Source organism: Burkholderia diffusa, from assembly GCF_902499115.1.
In the GTDB taxonomy this organism is placed as follows: Bacteria; Pseudomonadota; Gammaproteobacteria; order Burkholderiales; family Burkholderiaceae; genus Burkholderia; species Burkholderia diffusa.
This window is the reverse complement of record NZ_CABVPN010000006.1, coordinates 13,441-37,088: the sequence shown is the minus strand read 5'-3', so window position 1 is coordinate 37,088 and position 23,648 is coordinate 13,441. Positions and strand designations below refer to the sequence as shown.

Here is a 23,648-nt window from a genome sequence, read left to right as displayed (position 1 = left end):
TCCGTGCAGGCAGTATCGCGATATTCTCGCGAGCTATCGACCTCGACTGAAAATACATGGCCGTCGCGTCCGGTATCCGTTGCGTGATCGATTCCGCGCCTCGGTCGTTCGCGCATGATTTCGCCCTGTCGATTCCGGATATCCGACTGCTCCGCGGCTGCGGCCGTGCTGCTACACTCCCGCCACAAAAATCGCTTGCCCCCCCAAGGAAACAATCAATGTCACTCGCTCGGGCACAACATGATGGTGTCGATGTCTGGATCATCCAGCTTTCGGGGCATGCCGCCTATGCCTCCACGCATCTCAAGCGTGTATTCGCATCCGACGACTCGCGACATCGCGTCGTGACGGTCGACCTGACGAAACTGCTCGCCTGCGCCGATCGCGACACGACGGACTATGTGTTGCCATCGGTTCAGTACTGGGCGCCCGGCAAGGCCGCCGGCATCCGCGACTTCCTCGACCCGGCCCAAGCCCGGATTCCCGAGATGCCCTTCATCACCTTTCGCGAGACGAGAACGCGGATGCTGTTCGGCATTCCGGGGCTGTCGAAAGTCGGCGTCGCGTCGTTCCGAAACGGTCAGCATCGCGCGCGATATCTGGCGTATGCCGGGGCAACGAGCCTGCCGGTCGAGGTACATGAAACGGAGGCGGATTTGCTCATGCGGTATTGCGGCGAGTGACTGGCGCGATGCGCCATCTTTTCCGTCTCTTGCGGAATCGGTCGTGCAACGTGCGAACGCTGGACCCGGTGCCGGCAGGCCGTCAGGCTTCGATCACGTAGATCCGGTCAGCGACTTTCGTCGAGCCAATGAAGCTCGTTCCAGCGCCTGCCAATCGCATCCATTGTGCTCGTCGAAGCCAATCGCGCTGACATTGCCCTCAAGCCCCGAAAGATGAACCCTGTCCGCACCGATATTTTTGACGGTGGGTTGAATCGCGAGTCACACAAGATGTTGCACGAGGGCACCACTGGCAAAAAAATGTCCCGACGCCTTCCGGGTCGTCGGGACCGAACGGCCCTGCAAAGCTGAGGGCACGAGGAATCGAAATATTACACCAATGTAAGACTGTCAATCTTTGGTGGTTTATGCCAAGTCACTGGCTTATTCCGCCAATCTGCAGGTTTCAGCTCAGCATCATGTGATGCCTGAATCACCGGCCGACGTTCGAACAATGAGTCGGCGACGGTTTAGTCGCGTCTCAATTTGCCCTCGGCATCCTCTTGACGCGCAAGATGAACCTCCCACTGCCTCAAGCTCCAGAGGTGCCAATAGCGCGGATGAAACACCATCGTCCAGAAAGTAATGTTGCACGGCAGGCCGATTTTCCGGCAGATTTTTGCCATTTGTTCCGTCCGCAAATGATGTGCTACCAATGGTGCTGCGCATGCAATTATGAGTAACTCGAGCCAGAAGTTCTGAATCATATTTCAACTGAATGTGTCGGACTGGAAGAGCCACGATTCCCGGAGATGGTTCGCGACGGTTTTTTTTCATGGCCTATGTATCGGCGCATCTCGGTCACTGCATTGTTTCGAAGATCAAAATTTGCGATCGACCGAACATCAGCGTGAATCCCGTCAGGAGGCGGCTAAGACGCGCAACGCCGGGTATGTTCCGACGGCAGTTCCGCCCGTGATTTTCCGGGTCCACAGGATCGAGAGGGGCTTCAGGAGCAGGTAGAACGGGAGCAGCGCCATGCGCACGCAGCGATCGATGCGGATATCCTTGAGCGTGCAGCCCATCGCACCAAACACATAGATCAGTTGAAGCGGCGTGAACGGACTCACGTGGCCACGACCAGGCGACGCCCCGTGAGTCTGGCGCACACCACGCGCAGCGAACTGGAAGAAAGTACCGGTAAAGAGAAACTGCAAGCGCGAATGCAGATTCGAAACATTCGGCGTTGAATCGATGATGATGCCATTCTGCCGCGTTCCGCGAACCAGCTCCGAAATGAGATTCGCCGGAATCGGTACGTGATCGCCCCCTTCAAGGCAGGTGACTGCATCGAACTCGTCATTCTGGAACGGGAGGGGAGCTTCCATGTCGGCTACGACGGAATCGTCGTAGTCATGGATGTCTGCCTGCACTACATCATGGCCGAGCGCATTCAATGATGCGGCGAACACGCCGGAACCTGACGGTATATCGAGGATTCTGGTCTTCCCGCGGCATCGGGCTGCGAAATACTGGAGCACCTGCTTCATGTATTCCGTTTGACCGCGAAGGTAGTAGCTGTGGTCGCGATGTTTCATTTTATAGTGCTGGCGGCGATAGGTATAAGTCTGTATACCAGCCGACAATCGCAACTCATATTAGATATGTCTGAAAAGTGATTCGTTTGACAGAAAAATGGGGGCGATCTTACTTTTCTTGGTATCGCCTTCGGGTGTTGTGCTTCAGCGAGCCGCGTTTTCGCTGTATTGTCGCGTGCAGCAGAGACCGATCAGCCGATGCAAGCGACGCCGGGCCAGCGAGATGCAACGCTCCACGGTTGGCCGTGAAATATTCGTTGCGGCTCAACTCGTGACCTGCTCCCCGCGTTTAGTACGGTGACGGTGTAGAGTCCGTTCCAGAGAGGAATGGCAACGAAAAAGCGATTCACCGAAGAACAAATCATCGGCATCTTGTAGGAAGCCGAGGCTGGCCTGAATCCGCCGTCTCTACCGGCCATTCGATTCCGCAGGAGCGCCTGCTGCTGTTCCGCCACGGCACCGTCCACATCATCGGCCAGCACGCCCTCTCATCGAGGGGGGTTCCATATGCCACGCGCCGTGATCAATGCAGGAGTTAGAGTTTTTGACTTCGATCATATTTCCTCAGCCGGCTGCCTCTATATTGACCTTGAGTTCGGCGTAACCCGCATCACGAACATGGGGTTTCACCTGTAGACATATGCCGGATTCGACGCAGGCCGCCGGCGGACCTACGTATCTGATGCACGTTAGAGTTGACGAAACGGCATTCCGTCGTATTCTGTTAAATACTGTTAAAAAGACGCCGTCAGCGACAGCCCGTTTCAGCGCCAACGAGATCGGGCGTGAAGTCCATCGAGAAGAACGACGAAGGGGACGACATGGTCAACCGGACGAGAAAGTATTCCCTTGCCGTGTTTGTACTGGCTGCGGCTGTGCTGTCATTTTCATCCAAGGTCATGGCGGTACCTGCGTTCGCGCGGCAAACCGGGCTGGCCTGCGTCGCGTGTCATGTCAGCTTCCCTGAGTTGACGCCCTTTGGCCGCTTCTTCAAGTTGACCGCCTACACGCTTTCCAACAAATGGACTATTCCGCTCGCAGGGATGGTCCAGATGTCCCAGACCAACACTCGCAGCATCAACAACGCCAACTACGACTTCGCCCGCAATCAAGACGTTGTGCTGCAGCAGGCGAGCTTATTCTACGGCGGCCGCATTGCAGGTCCGGTCGGTGCGTTTGCGCAGTGGACGTACGACGGGATCGCTCACCACAGCGGGATCGACAATACGGATATCCGTGCCGCAGGGCATTTCACGCGGGACGATATCGATTTCATCTACGGCGTTACGGTCAACAACAATCCGACCGTTTCCGATGTCTGGAATACCACCCCTGCCTTTGGTTTTCCGTATGCGTCGAGCAGCATTTCTTTGACGCCGACCGCAAGTACGCTTATCGATGGCGGTCTCGCTCAACAGGTTGCGGGTGTATCCGCCTACGCCTTCTGGAACCGGACCATATATGCAGAGTTCGGCTTTTACCGTACGGCCGATCAGATGTTTTCGGTGTTTCGGACCGGTCAGGACTCCGCGACACCCGGCGGTGTCAAGCGCCTGAAAGGCGCCAATCCGTACTGGCGGCTCGCTTACAACCGCGAGTTCGGGCCACATTCTCTCGAGGTGGGCACCTTCGGCATGATCGCCGATGTCTATCCGGATAACACGATCCCGACGACCCCAACCGACCGTTTCACCGATTTTGGCCTGGACGCCCAGTACCAGTACATTACGCTGTCAAATGCATTCACGGCCCAGATCGCGTTCATTCACGAAAAGCAGGACTGGAGCGCAAGTTTCCCAAGCGGAGGGATCGGTGCAGGACCGACTCCCACCAATCCGACGGACCACCTGAATACCCTCAAGCTCAAGGCGTCGTATTACTACCAGCGCAAGTACGGTGCCACGCTGGGGTACTTCTCGACGACAGGAAATGCGGATGCGGGGCTATACGGCGCCGTTCCAGTGACAGGGAGTGCAAATGGCTTGCCCGATACGCGAGGCATCATCCTCGAACTCGACTACCTGCCGATGCCGCAAGTGAAGCTGTCCGTGCAGTACACCTGGTTCCTCAAGTTCAATGGCGCACGATTCAACTATGACGGAAGCGGACGGAACGCCAGCGATAACAACACGCTGTATCTGCTCGCCTGGCTTGTCTTCTGACCCGCGAGGTAACTCATGCGCACGATTTTCTGCCGCTCTGGAGCCGTCCCGACGAACTTGCTTCGCTTGCCGATGTCGCTGGTGCGGGCTCTTGGCATCCTCGCGATCCTGATCGGGATGCCATCAACCACGCACGCCGAAGATGGCGCGCGCCTCGCCACCCAGCTTTGCGCTGCTTGCCACGGCGTACACGGGCATAGCGAATCGCCGATTTTTCCCCGGCTGAGCGCTCAGACACCGGAGTATCTGACTGCGCAGCTCAAAGGATTCCGTGAACATGCGCGCGGCGAAACGGATGCCCGTTCGTACATGTGGGCAATCGCGTCGCAACTCGACGATGCGACGATCGCATCGCTGGCCGACTATTACTCGCACCAGGAGCCGGTGCGCGGTGCACCGGGCGACGCGGCAACGATGTCGAAGGGACAGGAAATCTTCGAACATGGCGTGCCTGATCGCGGAACTCCCGCGTGCTCGTCGTGCCACGGCGCACAGGGCCAGGGAATCGGCCAGTTTCCGCGCCTTGCCGGCCAGCACAAGGAGTATCTGCTTCGTCAGATCGAAGTCTTCAGGAACGGAACACGCGCAAATGCGCCCGTCATGACCGCTGTCGCGCATACGCTGGACGCCGATCAAGCGAAAGCCGTCGCAGAGTGGCTGGAGTCCCATTAGTCCTCGCCGCCCCTCGTTGACGGGCGGAAGTCGGATGACCGCTCGCGACATCCGTAATGAGATGCTCGCGATTTCGGCCAAACGACAGTTCGCCCCGCGCCACTTGCGCTATAGCGCGTACTGCAATGCCAGGTCGAAACCGATTACGACCAGCGAGCAGCCGAGGCCGGCCAGGACGTTTCCGACACGATGTTCGAAATCGTGATGGCGGCTGATCCAGGCTCCAATCAGGAAAACGCCTTCGAAGACGACCTGAAGCGCAACAAACACGAGCATTAACAGGAACTCGTAGCCCATGAACCGGAAGTTCGAGAAGTTCACGCCGTATTCGGCGACCGACCTGCCCACCCTGAGCACTTCATATGCCAACAACAGGATCGGAAAGACGTAACTGGCGACGTAGGTGGGAACACTTGCGTGCCGCAGTTCCAGATGAAAGTGGTGAATGGCTTGCATATCTCCTCCTGCGTCGGCTTCCGGTACTCAAAAGCCTTCCTGCATTTCGTGGTGGCAGATCCTGCTGATCCGCATGTGCATCACATGACCGGCCGTCCATCGAACGACGCGACTGAACAGCCAGCGTCCTGATCCGGGATGGTTTGGACGATCATCGAGAACAATTTGCCCAGATCTTCTTCAAGCTTTTCTCCGTCGAATGGATCGCGATTGGCGCCAAAGGCGGCGTCGATCTCTGCCCAATCATCCATTGTCAACAGACGTTTGGCGGCCGGCAGAATCAGTGTCTCTTCCAGACACCGGTGGTCCGCATAGAACTCCGCATAATCGTCCATCAGCGCGCCCAGCGTACGAAGCGCTGGCGCGCCCTTCAACTCGTACCGGGTCAGCGCGTGCTCCAGATTTCTCAACTTCAATTCGCCTCGATCGTGCTGTGACTCCAGTTCATCAAGGACGCTGTCGAACTCGTCGGTTCGATCCCGCAATGGCCTGAACAGGTAGCGATCCTCTTTGGGATGGTGTACCTGTTGCGGGTATTCCCGAATGTAGTAAAGCATCGCCCGAAACACCATGAGGCCCGGAACGGGTGCCCCTGCAACAAGCAGATGGACAAAGCGCTGCATGCCCCCGATCACGGTAAGCAACTGGTCGTGCTCCTGGAGGATGACGGTTATAGCGCTACGCGGCCTAAGCAACGGCATCTCAACCTCCGCACCGGAAGGTGAAGTTTGTTTGCGAATCAGCTTACTGACTCACCCCGACAGCGAGCGAGAAAGCCTGTTTCGATACTTCAATGTTGCTCATCCGCCGCCCGACATCAAAGTGCACCAACACCACCGCGTTGATGGAGATCAACGATCTGTGCGGGCATCATCACCGGGATGTGTTCCGATGGCGGCCTGCGCCCCTTTCAACCGACTATAGGGCAAATGATTCCTTGGCATTTGTCTGGTCTTTATCAGATGCATCATCTGTTCCTTGACCCGGCGAAACCTCAACGGCAGCGTCCGAGGTACTCCAGCCTTTCGCTCAACCAAGCAAAGCAGCCGCGGCGGTTTGACACCGTTGTTGTCATTCGAGGCCTATTGCGTCCTGCTTTGGACGAATGACGACGCGTTTAGCAACGTCGACACGATGCTTGATTCCTCGCCTTCCCCGTCGCGCCCAGGTCGGTCCATGTCTCTAAAGCGCGGAGAAATCCCGGGCGCCCCGCGAGGGATGAACGGCGGCCACGCGCTCGGCGAGCTTTGCATCGTAGCTCGAGTGCACATGCACGCGTTTCTTGTCGGGAAACGCATAGACGTATGCTTTGCGCAGCGCGAGCGATGCCTCATGAAACCCGGACAGGATCAGCTTCTGCTTGTTCGGATAACCGGCGATGTCGCCTGCCGCGAAGATACCTGGCCGTGAGCTTTCGTAGTACGACGTATCGACGACGATCCGTCCGGCCTGCACGGCGATCCCCCAGTTGGCGATCGGACCAAGGTCCGCGACAAGTCCGTAGAGCACGAGCAATTGATCTGTGTCGAGGCACACCGAGCCACCGATCTGGCGAACCTCGATCGATTCGAGTGTCCCCCCGGGCGCATTCAGCCCAGCAATCGTGCCAACCACGAAATCCATCTCGCCCGCCGCGACCGCCTGCTGCAACCGGGCGATGCTCGAGTCCGTCGCGCTGAAGCCGTTCCGCCGATGAACGAGCGTGACGCGCCCCGCGACCGAGCGCAGCGCCAGCGCCCAGTCGAGCGCGGAGTCGCCACCGCCCGCGACCACGACGTTTTTTCCTGCGAAGCCGTTCACGTCGGAAACGCTGTAATGGATGCATCGGCCTTCAAGGAACGACGCCTCGTCGAGTGCCAGCCGTTGCGGCACAAACGCTCCGTTGCCAGCAGCAAGCAAGATCGCCGCGGCGTCAAACGCATACCCTTTGTCGGTGCGAGCGAGCCATCGACCGCCCTCGAGCCGGTCAAGCGTCTCGATACGCTGACCGAGATGCATCGGAGGATCGAAGGGCCGGCATTGCTCGACGAGGCGATCGACAAGATCGCGTGCAGTGCACGATGGTATGCCAGGGATATCGTAGATCGGCTTGTCCGGATACAGTGCGATGCACTGGCCACCCGGGCGCTCGATCCCGTCAACGATCCGGCACGACAGGCCGATCACGCCTGCCTCGAACGCGGCGAAAAGGCCCACGGGACCTGCACCGACAATCAGCACGTCGGTTCTTAAAGGACTCGCAAGCGAGGAATTTTCCGGTGATGTCACGTGTCCTCCTCGTGAATGTCATGCGGGGCGCAGCACTACGCCTGCATTTTTCCCATATCGAGCCGGTACAAACTCGCAACGACGCCATTACCGCACCCGTCGACTACTCCAACGTTCAAGGCACGCGGCCCAGCCGGCTCCAAGCCATCATCGTAAGTATCTCTTTGTATCATGGCGTGATATACATGGATACATCGACGTGGAGCAAATCCCTGCGGCTTCCTCTCGATAAAGCGAGAGCGAGTGATCTATGACGCGATGTGACTGTCGTAGCACCTCGGGCGAAATAGACCCGACCCGTTTTCTACATTGCTCCCAATTTTTCGCAGAACGGCCGTGGCTGCGAGTGGTTGGGGCGTCCGATCAAGGCGAACAAGGAATTTAGGGCGCGGGCGACCGGATGCTCCGTCTGGGATACCGTCGGTCTGCAATCGACAGGAACGAAGTGACGGGGAGATAACGCGCGCCGGATACGCGATCCGTTCCACAAAGGAGGAACATCGTGAGTAGAACAAGGACGTTTGAAATCTTCCGCTACGATCCAGACCGGGATGCCAGGCCGTACATGCAAACGTACGAGATCGAGGTGCCCTCGACTGACAGGATGTTGCTGGATGTCCTTGTCCGGCTCAAGGCACGGGACGAGACGCTCAGCTTTCGGCGTTCGTGCCGTGAAGGCGTGTGCGGCTCGGATGCAATGAACATTAACCGCAAGAACGGGCTCGCCTGCATCACCAACCTCAACGACCTTCCCCGCCACACGGTCCTGCGTCCGCTGCCTGGGTTGCCGGTCATTCGCGACCTGATCGTGGACATGACCGCATTCTTCAAGCAATACCACTCGATCAAGCCCTACCTGATCAACGACACGCCCCCGCCGGAGCGGGAAAGGCGCCAGACGCCTGAGGAACGCGATCAACTGGACGGTCTGTACGAGTGCATCTTGTGCGCGTGCTGTTCCAGCGCATGTCCCTCGTACTGGTGGAATCCCGATAAATATGTCGGTCCTGCCGGGCTCCTGCAGGCCTATCGCTTTCTGGTCGATTCCCGTGACGAGGGTACGAGTGAGCGGCTGGACAATCTTGACGATCCGTATCGCCTCTTCCGGTGTCGGACGATACTGAACTGCACGGACGTCTGTCCCAAAGGCCTGAATCCGGCCAAGGCGATCGGGGAGATCCGCACCATGCTCGCGCGCCGGACGATCTGAGTGACGCAACCTGACGCTGCGAGACTTTTATGGCAATACCCCGTGCGACACCGGGGGAATTGATCGACGTTCGACCGCTCAGTGATGCATTGCTGGATTCGAAATCGATCACCCTCGTGCGGTCGGACCACTTGGAGGTTGTCCGACTCGTGATTCCAGCACGCAAATGTCTGTCTGCGCATGAGCAACGATCGCAGACTATGGGTTTCGATCCGGGAACCGCTGGCCACACAAATTGACCAGGGTGATCCACGCACTGACGTATGGGAAACTTGCATCAGCTTTTACGGTTTCCAGGGAGGAGCGAAGCAATGAAAAAAATCATGACAGCGGCGGCAGGCGCGCTGATCGGTGTATCGATCGCGGTTGCAGGGGAGCCGGAGCAGACCACGTCGCACGAGGACATGATGTCGAACCACGACATGACGTCGCACCGGGCGGAGGTGGCCCGCAAGGGTGCGACTGTGATGCCGTTTGATCTGGCGCGGACCACCCATTTTTTCGACGATACCGGAAGCGGTGGGATTGAGACAATCACGGCGAACGACAAACACGACACCAGACAGGTCGCGCTTATTCGTTCTCATCTGGCAATCGAAGCTCAACGTTTCCGCCGCGGCGACTTCGCCGATCCTGCGGCGATTCACGGCCACGATATGGCAGGGCTCGCCATCCTGACAAGGGCGGGTGAGAAACTTCATATTGAATACAGGAGTCTGCCCTCCGGAGCGAGCCTGACTTATGCAAGCAACGACCCGGACGTGATTGCCGCTGTTCATGCGTGGTTCGCGGCCCAGCGTTCCGACCACGCCGCGCACTCCCATCTTCCCAAATAGCTCGGGCGCAATGTAGCCACCGACCATCGGCTGAGCGGGGACGTCGGTAACGAGAACCACATGATCCAAGGACAAAGGTCCGTTTTTGGGCGAAGCCGGCGTTCGAACGTCCCCATGAAAGTGTGGGCCAACGTCTGTTGCTGGCTGACCTCTGTCGGTCCTGAGCCCCTTGACCGCCAAGGCCGAACGCACCGAGCACACCAACCAGTTAATCAAGGCCATCGGGTCGGACGGGCGGCACTTCTTCTATAACCCGCAGCACGACCGTTACGCACGCATCGAGCTCGACAGCCGAGGACGCGTGTGGTTCGTCGACGATTACACCGATAAGCGCGTCTGTACGCACGACACCCGTGGCCGCTAGCGCAGCTTCACGCACGGCGGCACGCTGCGCGGTCTGGTTGAGCGCATGCGCGACTACGTCACCACCGGCTGGCAACTGCCGCGCGACGTCATTGCTACGCCGTACATGGGCGACGCCGCGGGAGATAACGTATGGGATTATGAGCGCGAGGCCGCGGCCGCCGTGCGCGACGCCGCATTTATCCTGCCGATCATGGCGCCCGCGCCGTGGCCCAGCGACACCCCGCGCGACTACTACGTCATCAGCATGCACCGCACAATGCGGGAGCACCGCCTCTGGAGTTGACCCTGTAATCCAGGACGAAGCATCACACTAAGGTTGCCAAATCCATTGAGCGCCGGAACTCGCGAGGCGAGCGATACTTCAGTGCGCTGTGGGGATCTCCATTGTCTTCTTGCCGAGCATCCGCTACAGCTCGCGAATCTGCTTGAGTGCATCGGCCAGCTCCGATGCCGGGACCACTTCCTCACCAGCTTTGAACGCTGACAGGCTCCCGCCCTGGTACAGCTTGCGCCAGTGGAACAACTGGTTTGGTTCGCGCCGTGCCGGCGCGCAACCAGCGAAACCGACTTCCCCGGCTCGAAACGCTCGCGAACCATCGCCAGCTTCTGCTCCGCCGTCCAGCGCGACCGACGCTCCGGGCCCGTCAACACTTCCATCACTTCCTACCTGGTGTTAGTCAAAAGCACAGTCTTATGCCTGCCCGCTAGTTTAAGTGAGGGGCTATGTCCGGTGTTTCAGGGGGCTGCTCCAATTGCCGCGAACGGTATCTGGCTTCCACTTGACGGCCTTGTGCGCGTGCTGATCGCAGTGCGTCTTACCATCCGCAACAAGCGCACCGCGTCCCCGGTGCTTGCAGGGCTTCGTCTGTCGGGCGGGCATAGACGTACCTCATGCGGATTGGACGCGTAAACGAAAAAAACCCGCGAGGCTTTCACCTTGCGGGCTTCAACAAATGGTCGGGTGATGAGATTCGAACTACCCACTCCAGCCGACAGGGCCAGGCGGCCGCTCTAATCCGAGCCAGTGCCCAGCCAATCAGGCAAGCCTCTCGAGTCGTCTTCGGCCTCTAACTTACACCCAGCCTCAAATGCTACTCGATCACATGATGGCACAAAGCAAAAAGCCCGCTTGCTGTCGCAGAGCGGGCTTCGGTATTGGTTGCGGGGATAGGATTTGAACCTATGACCTTCGGGTTATGAGCCCGACGAGCTGCCAGACTGCTCCACCCCGCGGCCGAGATTGTAGGCGAACTGGCGCATCAGTGCAATCAAAAAAGCCCGCTTGCTTTCGCTTGCGGGCTTCGCTTGGACGCACATCGCGCCCGACGTCGTCAATACAACGAAACGCGAGCGAGTTTACAGCCCCAAAGTCGATTTACTCCTGGATCAGGAATCGATTCCGATTCTTGACATCCTTAATCCAAGCCGGCGCACGACCGCGGCCCGACCAGGTCGCGCCAGTCTTCGGATCGCGATATTTCGCCTCCGCCGGAGCCTTCGGTTGCTTTGCCGACTTGCCACGACGCACTCCGAAGATGTCCTTTTCGGTGATGCCGTACTCCGCGACCTTGGCACGAATGTCATCAATAGTGGATTGCATCTCAGCCCGGCGCGCAGCCTCGGCTTTCTCGGCCAATGCCTCCGCTTGGGCTTTCAGTTCCTTGTAGGTCGCCATGCATTCCTCCAATTGTTGTGTTATGCATATGATAGACGCTTTGGCTTAAGCGAAGGAGCACATCGATATCCTGCAAGTGCGGATTCCAATGGAAACCTCGGTTACCCGCAGGAAATCGCACAACTTCAATTTCAGAGGTACGACACCTGATCGCAAGTACGCTCGTCGACCAGACCGAGCTACTCGGCCCACTGCCGACGAAGTCGCAGAATTTTTGCAAGCCGGTCTCGACAAAAACTACTTCTTGCTTTCGACGAATGTACTGCCGTTGTAGCGATACTCACGGGTTGCGGGACCAGCATCGTCGATATTGGTCCATGCAATCTTGAAACCCGGGGAGCCGTCTAGCCATTCGATCGCGAGGTACGGTGAGCGATTGTTCACGTCGGTGTCGAGCGACACGCTATTCAAACAGCTTTGCACGGGCACCGCATACTTCGAGGCGGCGACATTTCCCTTCATTTGGAGGACGTAGAGGGTACCCTCCTCTCCTGAGCCGCAGAAGCCCAACGGATTGTTGCTGGACGACTGATTCACAACAACCAATACGAATTCCTTCCCGTCGACGACCTTCGAGCTCGCCGATGGGAATCCGATACTCGACGCAGAAGCTACGGCCCGACGAAGTGCGAGCGGCAATTGCACCGTCGCTGAGCGATGGTGTCCAGCATCGACCTCAACCAAGTGCTTACCGTCTAGTTGCATCTCACGGCCATTCGATAGCCGGATCGAATTGGGTGCTGCAGTCTCTGCGAACGCGCTTGCGGCAATCGAAAGTGCCGCTGCACACAACCACCACTTAGTTTCGGAGAATGTGATCGGCATAACAAATACCTGAATAGGTCCATCGATGGCCTTTGCTCTGACCGGCCTTCATCTTTTTGTACTCGTCCTTGTCGCGCTCATGCAACTCCTACGGTGGACACGAATCGCCCGGCTCGACGCTCGACGCTCGACGCGTCGATCGACACGATCACGACGCAGGACCATCATCACCAGGTGACATCGAACCTTGTGAAGTCGCGCGGCACGAGCCGCGAAGGCGCGCCGGTCGACGACCCGCTGCACACGGTCAGCGCCGGCGGCACGCATCCTGCCGAGGTGCGCGCGCGCCTGATCAAGTACTACAGCGAGGGCGGCCAGTGGCAAGACGCGCGCGCCGCTGCACACGTTCCCGACGCGCGATCGCATCGGCTTGATCACGATCCACGGCAAAGACGACGCGATCGTCGACATCGGCATGCGCATGCTCACACCGCGCGAGTTGGCCCGCGCGCAGGGGCTCCCCGACAGCTACATGCTCGACCCGGTCGTCAACGGCGGGCGAGCCGCTGTCGAAATCGGCGCAGGTGCGCATGATCGGCAACAGTGTGTGTCCCGACGTCGCGGCCTGACCACCGAGGACCACACTATGACCACCCCAAACGAAAATAGCCCGCTCACGCTGAACGCGAGCGGGCAAGAAAACAGAACAGCAATCGAGGCACGAGGACTGTCCTCAGGAGATAACGGCACGCCGGCCTAGAACCTTAGGCAAGGAAAGGGCCTAGCTCTCGAATTGACGGCCGAGGACGCAGATCACTCGGAGGGACCAAGCAATACATCAATCGCCGCCTGACCCGCGATCTCGGCCACGAGGTATGCCCAGCGTCGGGTAAATGGGCCGTTTCGAATCTGTATCCGATGTCCACGCGCACCGAGGATACCGAGATTATCGTGACCCTTTATCTGGAAGGTGACGTCGTACATGTCCGGAGCGGATGAGGTCAGTTGGACATCAATTTCAAAGCCGCGGTACTGGATTGTTCGCTGCATGACAACCTCCGCAATATGACTGGGAGCCTAGCACGAATGCAATACAACCTTCCGACGTCCTGAGGACCACACCATGACCACCACCGACATCGATGCGACTCACGTCTCGCGCTGCCTGCGCATCGAGCGCGCGGCTGCGCCGGTGCGCGCCAACCGCGAAGTCGCGCTGCTTTCGAACCTGATCGGCCTGGCGATCGACCGCGGCGAGGCGAAGCACAACCCCTGCCGCGAGGTTCGGCGCAACGAAGAGCAGCCGCGCACCGAGGCCCCCGAGCCGGAAGACTTACAGGCGTTCGCCGCCTTGGTCGCGTCGCTCGGCAGCCAGAAGGCGGTGATCGGCATGGCAGCAGAGTACGCGGCGCTCGCGGGCAATCGGAAAGTGGAATTCCTCGACCTTTCGTGGCCGCATATTGACGAGGCGGCAGGCGTGATTCGAGTGAAGCGGGCGAAGCAGCGCGGAAAGAACCGCGGCGAAGTCATCGAGCACATCGAGATCACGCCCACCCTGTCGGAACTCGTTGCGCGCCTGCGCGCCGCTCGGCAGGACGACTGTCTGTACGTGTTCTCCAATCGCTACGCGACCCACTACTCGCCGGCCGGCTCCAAGACCGAGTGGTCGAAGCTGATGAACAATGGTTGGAACTGAAGAAGATCGGGAGGCGCTTCACGTTCCACGACCTGCGCGCGTATTACGTGACTCGGCACAAGGCGGAACGTTGCAAGTTGCCGGATTCGCATGCGGATCCGGCAACGACGGCGCGCGTCTACGATCGAACGAAGATGGTGAAGCGGGGAGGTATGGAATTCCCAATTAGGGAATTCCAAAACAAAAACGGCACTGTCTTTTTGGACAGTGCCGTTTCTAACTACTGGATACCGCTTGGAATTCTTTGGGGTGGCTGATGGGACTCGAACCCACGACAACAGGAATCACAATCCTGGACTCTACCAACTGAGCTACAGCCACCACTGATACTGCTTTGTTTCTTCGCTGTTTCGCTTCGTGTTCAGCAGCGAAGAACAAGATTATACGAAGACTTTTCCGTCTTGCAAAGCATTTTTTTCAAAATTTTCGAGAGCGTCGTTCAGATGCGTGCGTGCCTCGTCGAACACGGCCAGATCGCCACGTGCGAGCTTCTTGTTGTCCGACAGCACGCGACGCCAGCCGCGCGCGCCCGCGACGCCGCGATACAGCCCGAGTGCGTGCCGGACGATCGCACCGAGATACGTGCCGCGCTTCAGTTCCGCCGCACAGTATTCGATCAGTTTCGCCTCGGCCTCCTCGCGCGTGGGCATCGCCGCAGTCGACCCATAGAAGCGCGCATCGACGCCCGCGAGCACATACGGGTTGTGATACGCCTCGCGGCCGAGCATCACGCCGTCCACATGTTCGAGATGCTGCGCGACTTCGTCGAGCGTCTTGATCCCGCCATTGATCACGATCTCCAGAGACGGGAAATCGCGCTTCAGCTGATAGGCGTAGTCGTACTTGAGCGGCGGGATCTCGCGGTTCTCCTTCGGCGACAGCCCCTTCAGGATCGCATTGCGCGCGTGCACCACGAACGTCTCGCAGCCCGCCTCAGCCACCGTGCCGACGAAGTCCCGCACGAACGCATAGTCCTCGACCGCGTCGACCCCGATCCGATGCTTGACCGTGACCGGCACCGACACCGCATCGCGCATCGCCTTCACGCAATCGGCAACGAGTTGCGGCTCGTTCATCAGACACGCGCCGAACGCACCGCGCTGCACGCGCTCGGACGGACAACCGCAATTCAGGTTGATCTCGTCATAGCCCCACTGCTCGCCGAGTTTCGCGGCGCGCGCGAGATCGTCCCGTTCGCTGCCGCCCAGCTGCAGCGCGACCGGCGATTCGTTCGGCGTGAACGCGAGATGCCGCTGGGCGTCGCCGAACAGCAGCGCGCCCGTCGTGATCATTTCCGTATACAGCCACGTGTCGCGCGTCAACGTGCGATGGAACGACCGGCAATGACGGTCGGTCCAGTCGAGCATGGGCGCGACGGAAACGCGGCGGGGGGGAAGCGAGGACGATGCGGACATGGAATTCGGGGCAGCAAGCGGCGCGGGAAACAACCCGATATTTTACCGCAACGCGACCAGGCCGGCCCGGCAGCCTGACTAGACCGGCCCGCCCTCGCCCAGTTCGGCGTCGACGGCCCGCCGCGCCTCTTCGAGTACGCGCTCGATCACGCGCCGTTCGGTCAGCAGCATCCCGTCGACTTTCACGAGCCGCCAGTCGATCCGCACGGCCGCGCCTTGCAGCACGCGGTAGTGCGCATGCTCGCCGTCCCACACCTGCTCGGTCTTCACTTCGATCTCGTAGCCGCGGTACGGCTCGCTGAAATCGCCGAGATCGCTGCCTCTCGGTTCCATCGCTCGCTCCGTGGCGACGCAACGCCGGGCCGCCTCGGCGGCCGGCGCCGTGCGCTCAATCGTATTCGTTAGACAAAACGGATTTGCCGTCGGCGGTCAGGTCGACACGGTCGGCCGCCGCCTGATAGATCAGCCCTTCGTTCAGCAACGCATAGACGACATCGTCGAACGCGGCGGGGACCGGACGGGTGTCGCCGAACTGGTCGATCCACTTCAGCGCCTCGAAGGCTTCGGGGGAAAGGATGGGGGTCATGCGTTGCCCTCCGGCGTCGGTGTCGTTCCATCCTAGCACTTCGTCCGGACGGCGAATACCGAGGCAAACGCACACCCAAAATACCAGGCGCGACGGATAGCCAGATGGCCCGTCCGCGGCGCCCGGCATCGGAAACACGCTCAGAGTCGCGCGATCGACACTTCGGTGGATTTCACGAGCGCGACGACTTCCGCACCCACCTTCAGTTCAAGTTCGTCGACCGAGCGCGTCGTGATCACCGACGTGACGATGCCGAACGGCGTCTCGACGTCGACCTCGGACACCACGGGCCCGCGAATGATCTCCTTCACCTTGCCTTTGAACTGATTGCGCACGTTGATTGCAGTGATGCTCATCGGGTTGATCGCTCCGAACAAAAAAGTCTGAGAACGGGCGGCCGGTGCCGCCCGGATTTAAACGGCCCAGCGAATCTGCCCGGCCGGCCGTACGTGATCGGCTTCAGCCGCGACGTGCTGCCCGGCACCGCCGGGCCCGCCCGCGAGCACACGCTGCAGCACGCGGTCCTCGAGCGCCGCGAACGCGGCCGACGCGCGCGCACGCGGCCGGTCGAGCGGCACCGGCTGGTCGAGCGCGACACGTCCCTGCTCGATCAGCAGGATCCGGTCGCCGAGCGCCACGGCTTCCTGCACGTCGTGCGTGACGAGCAGCGCGGTGAACCGATGCTCGCGCCACAACCGTTCGATGAGCGCATGCATCTCGATGCGGGTCAGCGCGTCGAGCGCACCGAGCGGCTCGTCGAGCAACAGCAATTGCGGCCGGTGCACGAGTGCACGGGCGAGCGCGACGCGCTGCCGCTGTCCGCCGGACAGCTGCGCAGGCCAGTCGTTCGCACGCTCGATCAGACCGACTTCGTCGAGTACCGCACGCGCCTGATCGCGTGCACCGCGGCCGAGGCCCAGCATCACGTTCTGCAGCACGGTCTTCCACGGCAGCAGCCGTGCATCCTGGTACATGATCCGCGTGTCGAGCGCGCCGCCGCTGTCGCCGCGCGTCACGAGCGCGCCGCTGCTCGGTTCCTCGAGCCCCGCGACGAGACGCAGCAGCGTGGATTTCCCGCAGCCGCTGCGGCCGACGATCGCGACGAAGCTGCCGCGCGCGATGCCGAGTTCGACGTTGTCGAGCACGGTGCGCGCGCCGAAACGCTTGCTGACGCCCGACAGCGTCACCGCGTCGTCCTGCGCCGTGCCGCCCGTCCGCCGCCGCGCAAGCGGAACGACGGATGCGCCGCCGTTCCGGTCGACGATCGCCGCATTGCGTGCGTCGTCGTCCGTCACGCGTGCGTGCGCCAGCTCGGCCTCAAGGTCTGCACCGGCGAGCGGGCCGTAGGAGACCGCCGAAGTCGTCGCATTCATGCCTTTGCTCCAGATTGATAAGCGGGGTGCCAGCGCAGCGTCACGCGCTCGATCGATTTCGCCAGCACGTCGGCCAACTTGCCAAGCACCGCATACAGCAGGATGCCGACCACCACCACATCGGTTTGCAGGAATTCCCGCGCGTTCATCGTCATGTAGCCGATGCCCGACTGCGCGGAGATCGTTTCCGCGACGATCAGCATCACCCACATCAGCCCGAGCGCGAAGCGCACGCCGACGAGAATCGACGGCAATGCACCGGGCAGGATCACGTCGCGATACAGCGCGAAGCCGCGCACCCCATAACTCTTCGCCATCTCGATCAGGTTCGCGTCGACCGAGCGGATCCCGTGATATGTGTTGATGTAGACGGGAAAGAACACGCCGAGCGCGACGAGAAACAGCTTCGCCTTCTCGTCGATGCCGAACCACAGGATCACGAGCGGAATCATCGCGAGCGCGGGGATGTTGCGGATCATCTGGATGGTCGAATCGAGCGCGACCTCCGCTGCTTTCGACAGGCCGGTCGCGAGCCCGAGCGCCAGGCCGACGCCACCGCCGATCGCGAAACCGAACAGCGCGCGCCAGGTACTGACCTTCACGTTCGCCCACAGCTCGCCCGATGTCACGAGCGACCACGCGGCACGCACGACCGCCACCGGCTCGGGCAGCACGCGGGTCGACAGCCAGCCGACGCGCGCGCCGACCTCCCATGCGACCAGCAGCACGAGCGGCACGAGCCACGGTGCGATGCCGCGCCAGGCGCGGGCGGCCACGGCCGCGCGCGTCGTCGACGTCTTCGTTGTCATCTCAGGCCTCCTTCGTTCAGCTCTGGCTCGCCTTCGGCAGGTAGTTGTTGCCGACGATCTCGCCGAACGGACCCGACAGCGGACCGGACGGCCGCGCCGCATCCTTACCCTTGATCAGCGGGAACACGAGCTCGGCGAAACGGTACGACTCCTCGAGGTGCGGATAGCCGGACAGGATGAACGTCTCGATGCCGAGATCCGCATATTCGCGCATGCGTTGCGCGACCTGCTCGGGGTTGCCGACGAGCGCGGTACCCGCGCCGCCGCGCACGAGACCGACACCGGCCCACAGGTTGGGATACACCTCGAGCGCCTCGCGGCCGCCGCGCTTGCCGCCGTGCAGCGCGGCCATCCGGCGCTGGCCTTCCGAATCCATGTTCGCGAATGCCTTCTGCGCGCGAGCGATCGTCTCGTCGTCGAGACGGCTGATCAGGCGCTCGGCATCGCGCCAGGCTTCGTCCTCGGTCTCGCGCACGATCACGTGCAGGCGGATGCCGAACCTGATCTTGCGGCCGCGCGCCTCGGCGCGGGCGCGAATATCGGCGATCTTCTTCGCGACGGCCTCGGGCGGCTCGCCCCAGGTCAGATAGGTGTCGATGTGATCGGCGGCGATCGCGTGCGCGGCCGGCGACGATCCGCCGAACCACAACGGCGGATGCGGGCGCTGCACGGGCGGATACAGCGCCTTGCCGCCCTTCGATTGAAGGTGCTTGCCGATGTAGTCGAACCCGCCGTTGTCGTGCGATGCGGACAGCAGCCCGCGCCAGATGTTCAGGAAGTCGTCGGTGATTTCGTAGCGCGTGTCGTGGTCGGCGAACAGTCCGTCGCCTTCGAGCTCGGCGGCATCGCCACCCGTTACGACGTTGATCAGCAGGCGGCCGCCCGACAGACGGTCGAACGTCGCGGCCATCCGCGCCGCCAGGCCGGGTGATGCGATGCCGGGTCGCACGGCGACCAGGAACTTCAGGCGCTGCGTCGCCGGAATCAGGCTCGACGCGACGACCCACGCATCCTCGCAGGAACGGCCAGTCGGCAGCAGCACGCCTTCATAGCCGAGCGTGTCGGCCGCGACGGCGATCTGCTTGAAATAATCGTAATCCGCGGCGCGCGCGCCTTCAGCGGTGCCGAGGTAACGGCTGTCGCCGTGTGTGGGAATAAACCAAAAAACATTCATCTGCTGCTCCTGCTTGACTGTTCTTGCCGGAATCTGGATAAAACGAGCCCCTGCTCGCGTCGCGGATGAGCGACGCATGCATGGTGTGCGTTCGAATCGGGATGGCTCGCCGGTCAGGCCGTGCCGCGGGCGAGTACGCTATTGCACGGCTGTTTCTGGGAAATCAGTCTATGGATCGCTGCAGGGCTTTGGAACGATTTTTTTGAGCTTAGGTTTTCCGCTTTCGTGATTAGCACGACGCTCCAGCGAATATCGCGTCGGCCGGGCCCTATAATGACGCACCTATCCGAATAACTTCGCCCGGACGGCCCCGGCCGGCCGCGCGTGCAATGCACTCACCGATGCAGAAAGTCATCCTGCCGTTCCTGTCCGGCTTCCTGGCCGCCCTCTTCTTTCGCGAAGCGACGCTCGCGCTCCTGCATACGGCCGACCTGATCGCCGCCACCGGGTTCTCCACGCAACCGTTCGCGCCGCTCGGCATTCCTGAATTTGTTGCGAACGCATTGATCAGCGCGTGCTGCGCGATTCCGATGGCGTGGCTGCTGCGCGTGACGCCGGATCGTGAGGCGCCGTGGATCGGCGCGCTGGTGTTCGGCGGCATCGTGCTGACGGCCGCCCGCGTATTCGCGATCGATCCGCTGCGCGGGATCTGGCCGTCGGGCAACATGATGCCGGTGCTCGCCGCCGGTTTCGCAGCGAACGCGGTCTGGGGCTTCGGCGCGCTCGTGTTCATGCGCGCGTTCATGTCGGACGACGCCGGCGACGAATAACGCACGTCTTGCTGCAAGGCCCCCGGCCCACTGCCGCCAGGCCGGGTCGGCATCCTCAAATGAAAAGGCCGCCTGCACACGATGCAGGCGGCCTTTTTGCTTTTCGCGTCGATACCGCGGCGCGTCAGTCCTTCAGGTTGCGCAGCGGATGCGTGTCGGGCGTCCACGGGCTGTCGAACATCGCGAGGACGTCGGCGCGGTCGATATCGGCGATCGACTTGAAACGCCAGGCCGGCTGATGGTCCTTGTCGACGATCAGCGCGCGCACGCCTTCGATCACGTCGCCGTGCGCGAACGTCGAACGCGTGAGGTCGAGGTCGCGCCGCAGGCAATCGGCCATCGTCGCCCCGCGCGCCCGTTCGACGACTTCGAGCGATACGGCCATCGACAGCGGCGACAGCTGGCTGCGCATCGCATCGGTCGCCTTCCCGACCCATCCGTCGACCGCGGCGCAATCCTGCTCGGCGTCGAGCGATGCGAGGATCGCACCGATATCGGCTTGAGCGAAATGCCGGTCGATCCCGGCGCGCGCGTCGGCCAGCGCCGACATGTCGGGCGTCGGCACGACCTTGTGCGACGCGGCCGCGTCGGCCACGCACGCGACCGCCTGTGCGCCGCTGTCGATGCGCGCGCTGCGCAGCGTATCGAACAGCGCCGGCAACGCGGCATCGGGCAGGTATGCGTCGGCAAGCTGCGCATACAGTGCGCCGGCCGCGTCGAGCGTCGCGCCGGTCACCGCGAGATAGGCGCCGATCGCGCCCGGCGTGCGCGCGAGGAACCAGCTCATCCCGACATCGGGGAACAGGCCGATGCGCGTTTCGGGCATCGCCATCTTCGTCGAGTCGGTGACCACACGCAGGCCGCCCGTATGCCGTGCCGCCTGCGAAATGCCCATGCCGCCGCCCATCACGACGCCGTGCATCAACGCGATGTACGGTTTCGGATAGGTGAAGATCGTATGGTTGAGCGTGTATTCCTCGATGAAGAACGTATCGACCGCATCGCGGTCGTCACGCTGCCAGGCGTCGTGGAAGAAACGCACGTCGCCGCCCGCGCAGAACGCGCGGGGATGCGGGCTGTGCACGACGACGGCGACCACGTCGGCGTCGTCGCGCCACGCGTCGAGCGCCTGCTGCATCAGCCGGATCATCCCGACCGACAGCGCATTCAGCGCCTTCGGCCGGTTCAGTTCGAGATAGCCGATGCGGTTCGCGACATACGCGCGGACATCGGGCTGGGCGGATTCCGCGGACGCGGAAGTGGAATCGGTCATGTGAGTCATCCGGCATATCGCGGGCGCACGCTCAGTGCGCCTGCATCTTCGAGAACAGGTTCAGCACCACGACGCCCGAGATGATCAGCCCGAGGCCGATCACGGCCGGCAGGTCCGGCACCTGGCGATAGAGCAGCATCGCGACGAGCGTGATCAGCACAATGCCGGCACCCGACCACACGGCATAGATGATGCCGACGGGCATCGTGCGCAACGTGAGGGACAGACAGTAGAACGCGATGCCGTAACCGGCCACGACGAGCACCGACGGCCAGAAGCGCGTGAAACCGTCCGCCGCGCGCAGCGCGGACGTGCCGACCACTTCCGCGACGATCGCGATCGCGAGCCATGCGTAACCCGGAAGCTGCATCGCTCAGCTCCTTGCAAGTGCCAGCACGGCGTAGTCCTGCCCAAGCTCGGCGCACAGCGCTTCGACGACGAACTCGTGATCCGCGCGCTGCGGCAGCCCCGATGCGGTGATCGAGCCGATCACGCCGGCCCCCGCGACAGTCAGCGGAAACGCGCCGCCGTGCGGTGAATATTCCGAGATCGGCAGTCCGTGCTTCTCGGCGAGCGTGACGCCGGCCTGCTGCATGCGCAGGCCGATCGCATACGAGCTGCGGCGGAAATGCGCGACGACGTTGCGCTTGCGGCGCACCCAGTCGGCGTTGTCGGGGGTCGCACCGGCGAGCGCCGCATAAAACAGCGGCTGGCCGAACGTGACGATGTCGATCGCGATTGCATGACCGCGCGACGTCGCGAGCGCATGCATCCGGTTGCCGAGCGCCCAGGCGCGAGCCGGGTCGAAATGGGGAAACACAAGCGCCTGTTCCTGCGCGCCGATCGATTGCAGATCGTGAGCGATGTCCATGAATCCGTCGATGCAGTAGTCAAGTGTTGCAACGGCACCGGCGCAATTCGCGCGCGACCCCGCTGCAGGAATGAACGACACAAGCAAACCGCTCGATTCTAGCTCACGCGCCTGCCGTACCGGCCCTGCAAGCGCCCCGCCGGCGATTGCAACGCGATTGTCAGAAAGTGCTTGCAAGCGTTCCGGATAGTCCATATAATTCATTTCTTCGACGGACGCGGGGTGGAGCAGTCTGGCAGCTCGTCGGGCTCATAACCCGAAGGTCGTAGGTTCAAATCCTACCCCCGCAACCAACGTCCCGATTCATGCAAAAAGCCCGGCTCAGTGCCGGGCTTTTTGTTTTTCGGCGCCCGATTCCGCGCATCACACGTTGTGCTTCGCACCGCACGCCGCGCGCATGCGCTCGCGTTCAAGAATGCCCCGCCCCGGTGATACACTCGCATCACCTCGTCCCTCCCACTCGACATGAAATTCTGCTCCGTCTGCGGTCACGAAGTCATCGCGCGCATTCCTCAGGGCGACAACCGTGAGCGCTTCGTCTGCGATCACTGCGGCACGATCCATTACCAGAATCCGCGTAACGTGGTCGGCACGGTGCCGGTCTGGGGCGAACAGGTGCTGCTGTGCCGCCGCGCGATCGAACCGCGCTACGGTTTCTGGACGCTGCCGGCGGGCTTCATGGAGATGGGCGAGACGACGGCCGAGGCCGCCGCACGCGAAACGCTCGAGGAAGCCGGCGCACGCGTCGAGGTGCAGAACCTGTTCACGCTCCTCAACGTGCCGCATGTGCACCAGGTCCACCTGTTCTATCTGGCGCGGCTCACCGATCCGGCTTACGAGGCCGGCGAGGAAAGCCTCGAAGTCAAGCTGTTCGACGAAGCCGACATTCCGTGGGACGAAATCGCGTTCCCGACCGTCAGCCAGACGCTGCGCTTCTTCTTCGCCGATCGCGCCGCCGGCGACTACGGCGTGCATACCGGCGATATCTTCCGCTCGCTGCGCAACGGCTGA

Annotated in this window: 30 protein-coding genes, 3 tRNA genes and 1 pseudogene; 13 read left to right on the top strand and 21 right to left on the bottom strand. The window is 61.4% G+C overall.

The genetic code is table 11. The features are described 5' to 3' along the window. Window positions 1–218 precede the first annotated feature (218 nt). A complete protein-coding gene (locus BTE28158_RS07700; RefSeq protein ID WP_124626090.1) occupies window positions 219–683 on the top strand; it encodes a plasmid fertility inhibition factor family protein in 465 nt (154 codons plus the stop codon). A gap of 899 nt (window positions 684–1,582) precedes the next feature. Here BTE28158_RS07700 and BTE28158_RS07695 read toward each other — a convergent pair. Beyond that, the gene (locus tag BTE28158_RS07695) at window positions 1,583–2,260 is read right to left on the bottom strand and encodes a class I SAM-dependent methyltransferase (protein WP_151048575.1); all 678 of its coding nucleotides are present in this window, start codon (window positions 2,258–2,260) and stop codon (window positions 1,583–1,585) included. A gap of 899 nt (window positions 2,261–3,159) precedes the next feature. On the opposite strand from BTE28158_RS07695, the gene BTE28158_RS07690 reads away from it, so the two are divergent. Further along, window positions 3,160–4,422, top strand: a complete 1,263-nt coding sequence (locus BTE28158_RS07690) for a cytochrome C (protein ID WP_174919805.1) — start codon at window positions 3,160–3,162, stop codon at window positions 4,420–4,422. A 117-nt stretch (window positions 4,423–4,539) separates the two neighbouring features. Continuing rightward, a complete protein-coding gene (locus tag BTE28158_RS07685) occupies window positions 4,540–5,094 on the top strand; it encodes a c-type cytochrome (RefSeq protein WP_239007085.1) in 555 nt (184 codons plus the stop codon). Window positions 5,095–5,202: 108 nt separating this feature from the next. Here BTE28158_RS07685 and BTE28158_RS07680 read toward each other — a convergent pair whose 3' ends face one another. The 3 genes from BTE28158_RS07680 to BTE28158_RS07670 form a co-directional block, all read right to left on the bottom strand. After that, window positions 5,203–5,550, bottom strand: a complete 348-nt coding sequence (locus BTE28158_RS07680; RefSeq protein ID WP_124626086.1) for a hypothetical protein — start codon at window positions 5,548–5,550, stop codon at window positions 5,203–5,205. Window positions 5,551–5,630: 80 nt separating this feature from the next. After that, the gene (locus BTE28158_RS07675) at window positions 5,631–6,251 is read right to left on the bottom strand and encodes a hemerythrin domain-containing protein (RefSeq protein ID WP_151048576.1); all 621 of its coding nucleotides are present in this window, start codon (window positions 6,249–6,251) and stop codon (window positions 5,631–5,633) included. Window positions 6,252–6,732: 481 nt separating this feature from the next. Beyond that, the gene (locus BTE28158_RS07670; RefSeq protein WP_151048577.1) at window positions 6,733–7,818 is read right to left on the bottom strand and encodes an NAD(P)/FAD-dependent oxidoreductase; all 1,086 of its coding nucleotides are present in this window, start codon (window positions 7,816–7,818) and stop codon (window positions 6,733–6,735) included. A 502-nt stretch (window positions 7,819–8,320) separates the two neighbouring features. Between BTE28158_RS07670 and BTE28158_RS07665 the strand changes: the two genes are divergently transcribed. The 4 genes from BTE28158_RS07665 (at window position 8,321) to BTE28158_RS07650 (ending at window position 10,513) form a co-directional block, all read left to right on the top strand. Beyond that, a complete protein-coding gene (locus BTE28158_RS07665; RefSeq protein WP_124626080.1) occupies window positions 8,321–9,028 on the top strand; it encodes a succinate dehydrogenase iron-sulfur subunit in 708 nt (235 codons plus the stop codon). A gap of 311 nt (window positions 9,029–9,339) precedes the next feature. Beyond that, entirely contained in the window at window positions 9,340–9,864 is a 525-nt protein-coding gene (locus BTE28158_RS07660; RefSeq protein ID WP_151048578.1) for an aspartate carbamoyltransferase, read from the top strand. Window positions 9,865–10,033: 169 nt separating this feature from the next. Continuing rightward, complete coding sequence (locus tag BTE28158_RS07655; RefSeq protein WP_174919771.1) at window positions 10,034–10,228, top strand: YoqU family phage-derived protein; 195 nt, start codon at window positions 10,034–10,036, stop codon at window positions 10,226–10,228. Between the two features lie 45 nt (window positions 10,229–10,273). Further along, window positions 10,274–10,513 (top strand): hypothetical protein, encoded by a 240-nt coding sequence (locus BTE28158_RS07650; protein WP_174919770.1) that lies wholly within the window; start codon window positions 10,274–10,276, stop codon window positions 10,511–10,513. Window positions 10,514–10,639: 126 nt separating this feature from the next. On the opposite strand, the pseudogene BTE28158_RS07645 reads toward BTE28158_RS07650, so the two are convergent. From BTE28158_RS07645 to BTE28158_RS07630, 5 genes and pseudogenes are all read right to left on the bottom strand, one after another. Beyond that, window positions 10,640–10,887 (bottom strand): annotated as a pseudogene (locus BTE28158_RS07645) (transposase); the annotation flags it as partial. Between the two features lie 64 nt (window positions 10,888–10,951). Beyond that, the gene (locus BTE28158_RS33185) at window positions 10,952–11,110 is read right to left on the bottom strand and encodes a DUF8602 domain-containing protein (RefSeq protein WP_496349939.1); all 159 of its coding nucleotides are present in this window, start codon (window positions 11,108–11,110) and stop codon (window positions 10,952–10,954) included. A 276-nt stretch (window positions 11,111–11,386) separates the two neighbouring features. Then, window positions 11,387–11,463: transfer RNA gene (locus BTE28158_RS07640), tRNA-Met, on the bottom strand. Window positions 11,464–11,605: 142 nt separating this feature from the next. After that, window positions 11,606–11,905, bottom strand: a complete 300-nt coding sequence (locus BTE28158_RS07635; RefSeq protein ID WP_059603047.1) for an H-NS histone family protein — start codon at window positions 11,903–11,905, stop codon at window positions 11,606–11,608. Window positions 11,906–12,142: 237 nt separating this feature from the next. Beyond that, on the bottom strand, window positions 12,143–12,730 hold the full coding sequence (locus BTE28158_RS07630; RefSeq protein WP_151048579.1) for a hypothetical protein: 588 nt from the start codon (window positions 12,728–12,730) through the stop codon (window positions 12,143–12,145). 370 nt (window positions 12,731–13,100) lie between these two features. Between BTE28158_RS07630 and BTE28158_RS32420 the strand changes: the two genes are divergently transcribed. Then, complete coding sequence (locus BTE28158_RS32420; protein ID WP_239007075.1) at window positions 13,101–13,430, top strand: hypothetical protein; 330 nt, start codon at window positions 13,101–13,103, stop codon at window positions 13,428–13,430. A 53-nt stretch (window positions 13,431–13,483) separates the two neighbouring features. On the opposite strand, the gene BTE28158_RS07620 is transcribed toward BTE28158_RS32420, so the two are convergent. Further along, the gene (locus BTE28158_RS07620) at window positions 13,484–13,720 is read right to left on the bottom strand and encodes a hypothetical protein (RefSeq protein ID WP_151048580.1); all 237 of its coding nucleotides are present in this window, start codon (window positions 13,718–13,720) and stop codon (window positions 13,484–13,486) included. A 73-nt stretch (window positions 13,721–13,793) separates the two neighbouring features. Here BTE28158_RS07620 and BTE28158_RS32415 point away from each other — a divergent pair, with 73 nt between their 5' ends. Together BTE28158_RS32415 and BTE28158_RS32410 are read left to right on the top strand one after the other, a co-directional pair. Continuing rightward, on the top strand, window positions 13,794–14,366 hold the full coding sequence (locus BTE28158_RS32415; protein WP_239007074.1) for a site-specific integrase: 573 nt from the start codon (window positions 13,794–13,796) through the stop codon (window positions 14,364–14,366). Continuing rightward, entirely contained in the window at window positions 14,357–14,623 is a 267-nt protein-coding gene (locus tag BTE28158_RS32410; protein WP_239007073.1) for a site-specific integrase, read from the top strand. The genes BTE28158_RS32415 and BTE28158_RS32410 overlap by 10 nt, the downstream gene beginning before the upstream one ends. Here BTE28158_RS32410 and BTE28158_RS07610 read toward each other — a convergent pair. The 8 genes from BTE28158_RS07610 to ssuD form a co-directional block, all read right to left on the bottom strand. Then, window positions 14,612–14,687: transfer RNA gene (locus BTE28158_RS07610), tRNA-His, on the bottom strand. The genes BTE28158_RS32410 and BTE28158_RS07610 overlap by 12 nt on opposite strands. Window positions 14,688–14,746: 59 nt before the next feature. Beyond that, the gene (gene dusA, locus BTE28158_RS07605; RefSeq protein WP_059603269.1) at window positions 14,747–15,733 is read right to left on the bottom strand and encodes a tRNA dihydrouridine(20/20a) synthase DusA; all 987 of its coding nucleotides are present in this window, start codon (window positions 15,731–15,733) and stop codon (window positions 14,747–14,749) included. Between the two features lie 126 nt (window positions 15,734–15,859). Beyond that, window positions 15,860–16,114, bottom strand: a complete 255-nt coding sequence (locus BTE28158_RS07600) for a hypothetical protein (protein WP_059524526.1) — start codon at window positions 16,112–16,114, stop codon at window positions 15,860–15,862. A 55-nt stretch (window positions 16,115–16,169) separates the two neighbouring features. Then, complete coding sequence (locus BTE28158_RS07595; protein ID WP_124629678.1) at window positions 16,170–16,367, bottom strand: hypothetical protein; 198 nt, start codon at window positions 16,365–16,367, stop codon at window positions 16,170–16,172. Window positions 16,368–16,507: 140 nt separating this feature from the next. After that, window positions 16,508–16,723 (bottom strand): TOBE domain-containing protein, encoded by a 216-nt coding sequence (locus tag BTE28158_RS07590; RefSeq protein ID WP_006400187.1) that lies wholly within the window; start codon window positions 16,721–16,723, stop codon window positions 16,508–16,510. A 57-nt stretch (window positions 16,724–16,780) separates the two neighbouring features. Beyond that, window positions 16,781–17,740, bottom strand: a complete 960-nt coding sequence (locus tag BTE28158_RS07585) for an ATP-binding cassette domain-containing protein (protein WP_151048581.1) — start codon at window positions 17,738–17,740, stop codon at window positions 16,781–16,783. After that, window positions 17,737–18,549 (bottom strand): aliphatic sulfonate ABC transporter permease SsuC, encoded by an 813-nt coding sequence (gene ssuC / locus BTE28158_RS07580; RefSeq protein ID WP_059603273.1) that lies wholly within the window; start codon window positions 18,547–18,549, stop codon window positions 17,737–17,739. The genes BTE28158_RS07585 and ssuC overlap by 4 nt, the downstream gene beginning before the upstream one ends. A 16-nt stretch (window positions 18,550–18,565) precedes the next feature. Next, window positions 18,566–19,723: an FMNH2-dependent alkanesulfonate monooxygenase gene (ssuD, locus tag BTE28158_RS07575; RefSeq protein ID WP_151048582.1), complete on the bottom strand. Its 1,158-nt coding sequence runs from the start codon at window positions 19,721–19,723 to the stop codon at window positions 18,566–18,568. Window positions 19,724–20,064: 341 nt separating this feature from the next. Here ssuD and BTE28158_RS07570 point away from each other — a divergent pair, with 341 nt between their 5' ends. Continuing rightward, window positions 20,065–20,493 (top strand): hypothetical protein, encoded by a 429-nt coding sequence (locus BTE28158_RS07570; protein WP_124629676.1) that lies wholly within the window; start codon window positions 20,065–20,067, stop codon window positions 20,491–20,493. Window positions 20,494–20,617: 124 nt separating this feature from the next. Here BTE28158_RS07570 and BTE28158_RS07565 read toward each other — a convergent pair whose 3' ends face one another. The 3 genes from BTE28158_RS07565 to BTE28158_RS07555 are packed head-to-tail and all read right to left on the bottom strand — an operon-like array spanning window position 20,618 to window position 22,637. Continuing rightward, a complete protein-coding gene (locus tag BTE28158_RS07565; protein ID WP_151048583.1) occupies window positions 20,618–21,766 on the bottom strand; it encodes an enoyl-CoA hydratase/isomerase family protein in 1,149 nt (382 codons plus the stop codon). A 31-nt stretch (window positions 21,767–21,797) separates the two neighbouring features. Continuing rightward, on the bottom strand, window positions 21,798–22,136 hold the full coding sequence (locus BTE28158_RS07560) for a DMT family transporter (RefSeq protein WP_124610684.1): 339 nt from the start codon (window positions 22,134–22,136) through the stop codon (window positions 21,798–21,800). 3 nt (window positions 22,137–22,139) lie between these two features. After that, complete coding sequence (locus BTE28158_RS07555) at window positions 22,140–22,637, bottom strand: heme-degrading domain-containing protein (RefSeq protein ID WP_124629673.1); 498 nt, start codon at window positions 22,635–22,637, stop codon at window positions 22,140–22,142. 216 nt (window positions 22,638–22,853) lie between these two features. Here BTE28158_RS07555 and BTE28158_RS07550 point away from each other — a divergent pair. Next, window positions 22,854–22,930, top strand: a tRNA-Met gene (locus BTE28158_RS07550). Between the two features lie 172 nt (window positions 22,931–23,102). Beyond that, the gene (locus BTE28158_RS07545; RefSeq protein ID WP_059603283.1) at window positions 23,103–23,648 is read left to right on the top strand and encodes an NUDIX hydrolase; all 546 of its coding nucleotides are present in this window, start codon (window positions 23,103–23,105) and stop codon (window positions 23,646–23,648) included.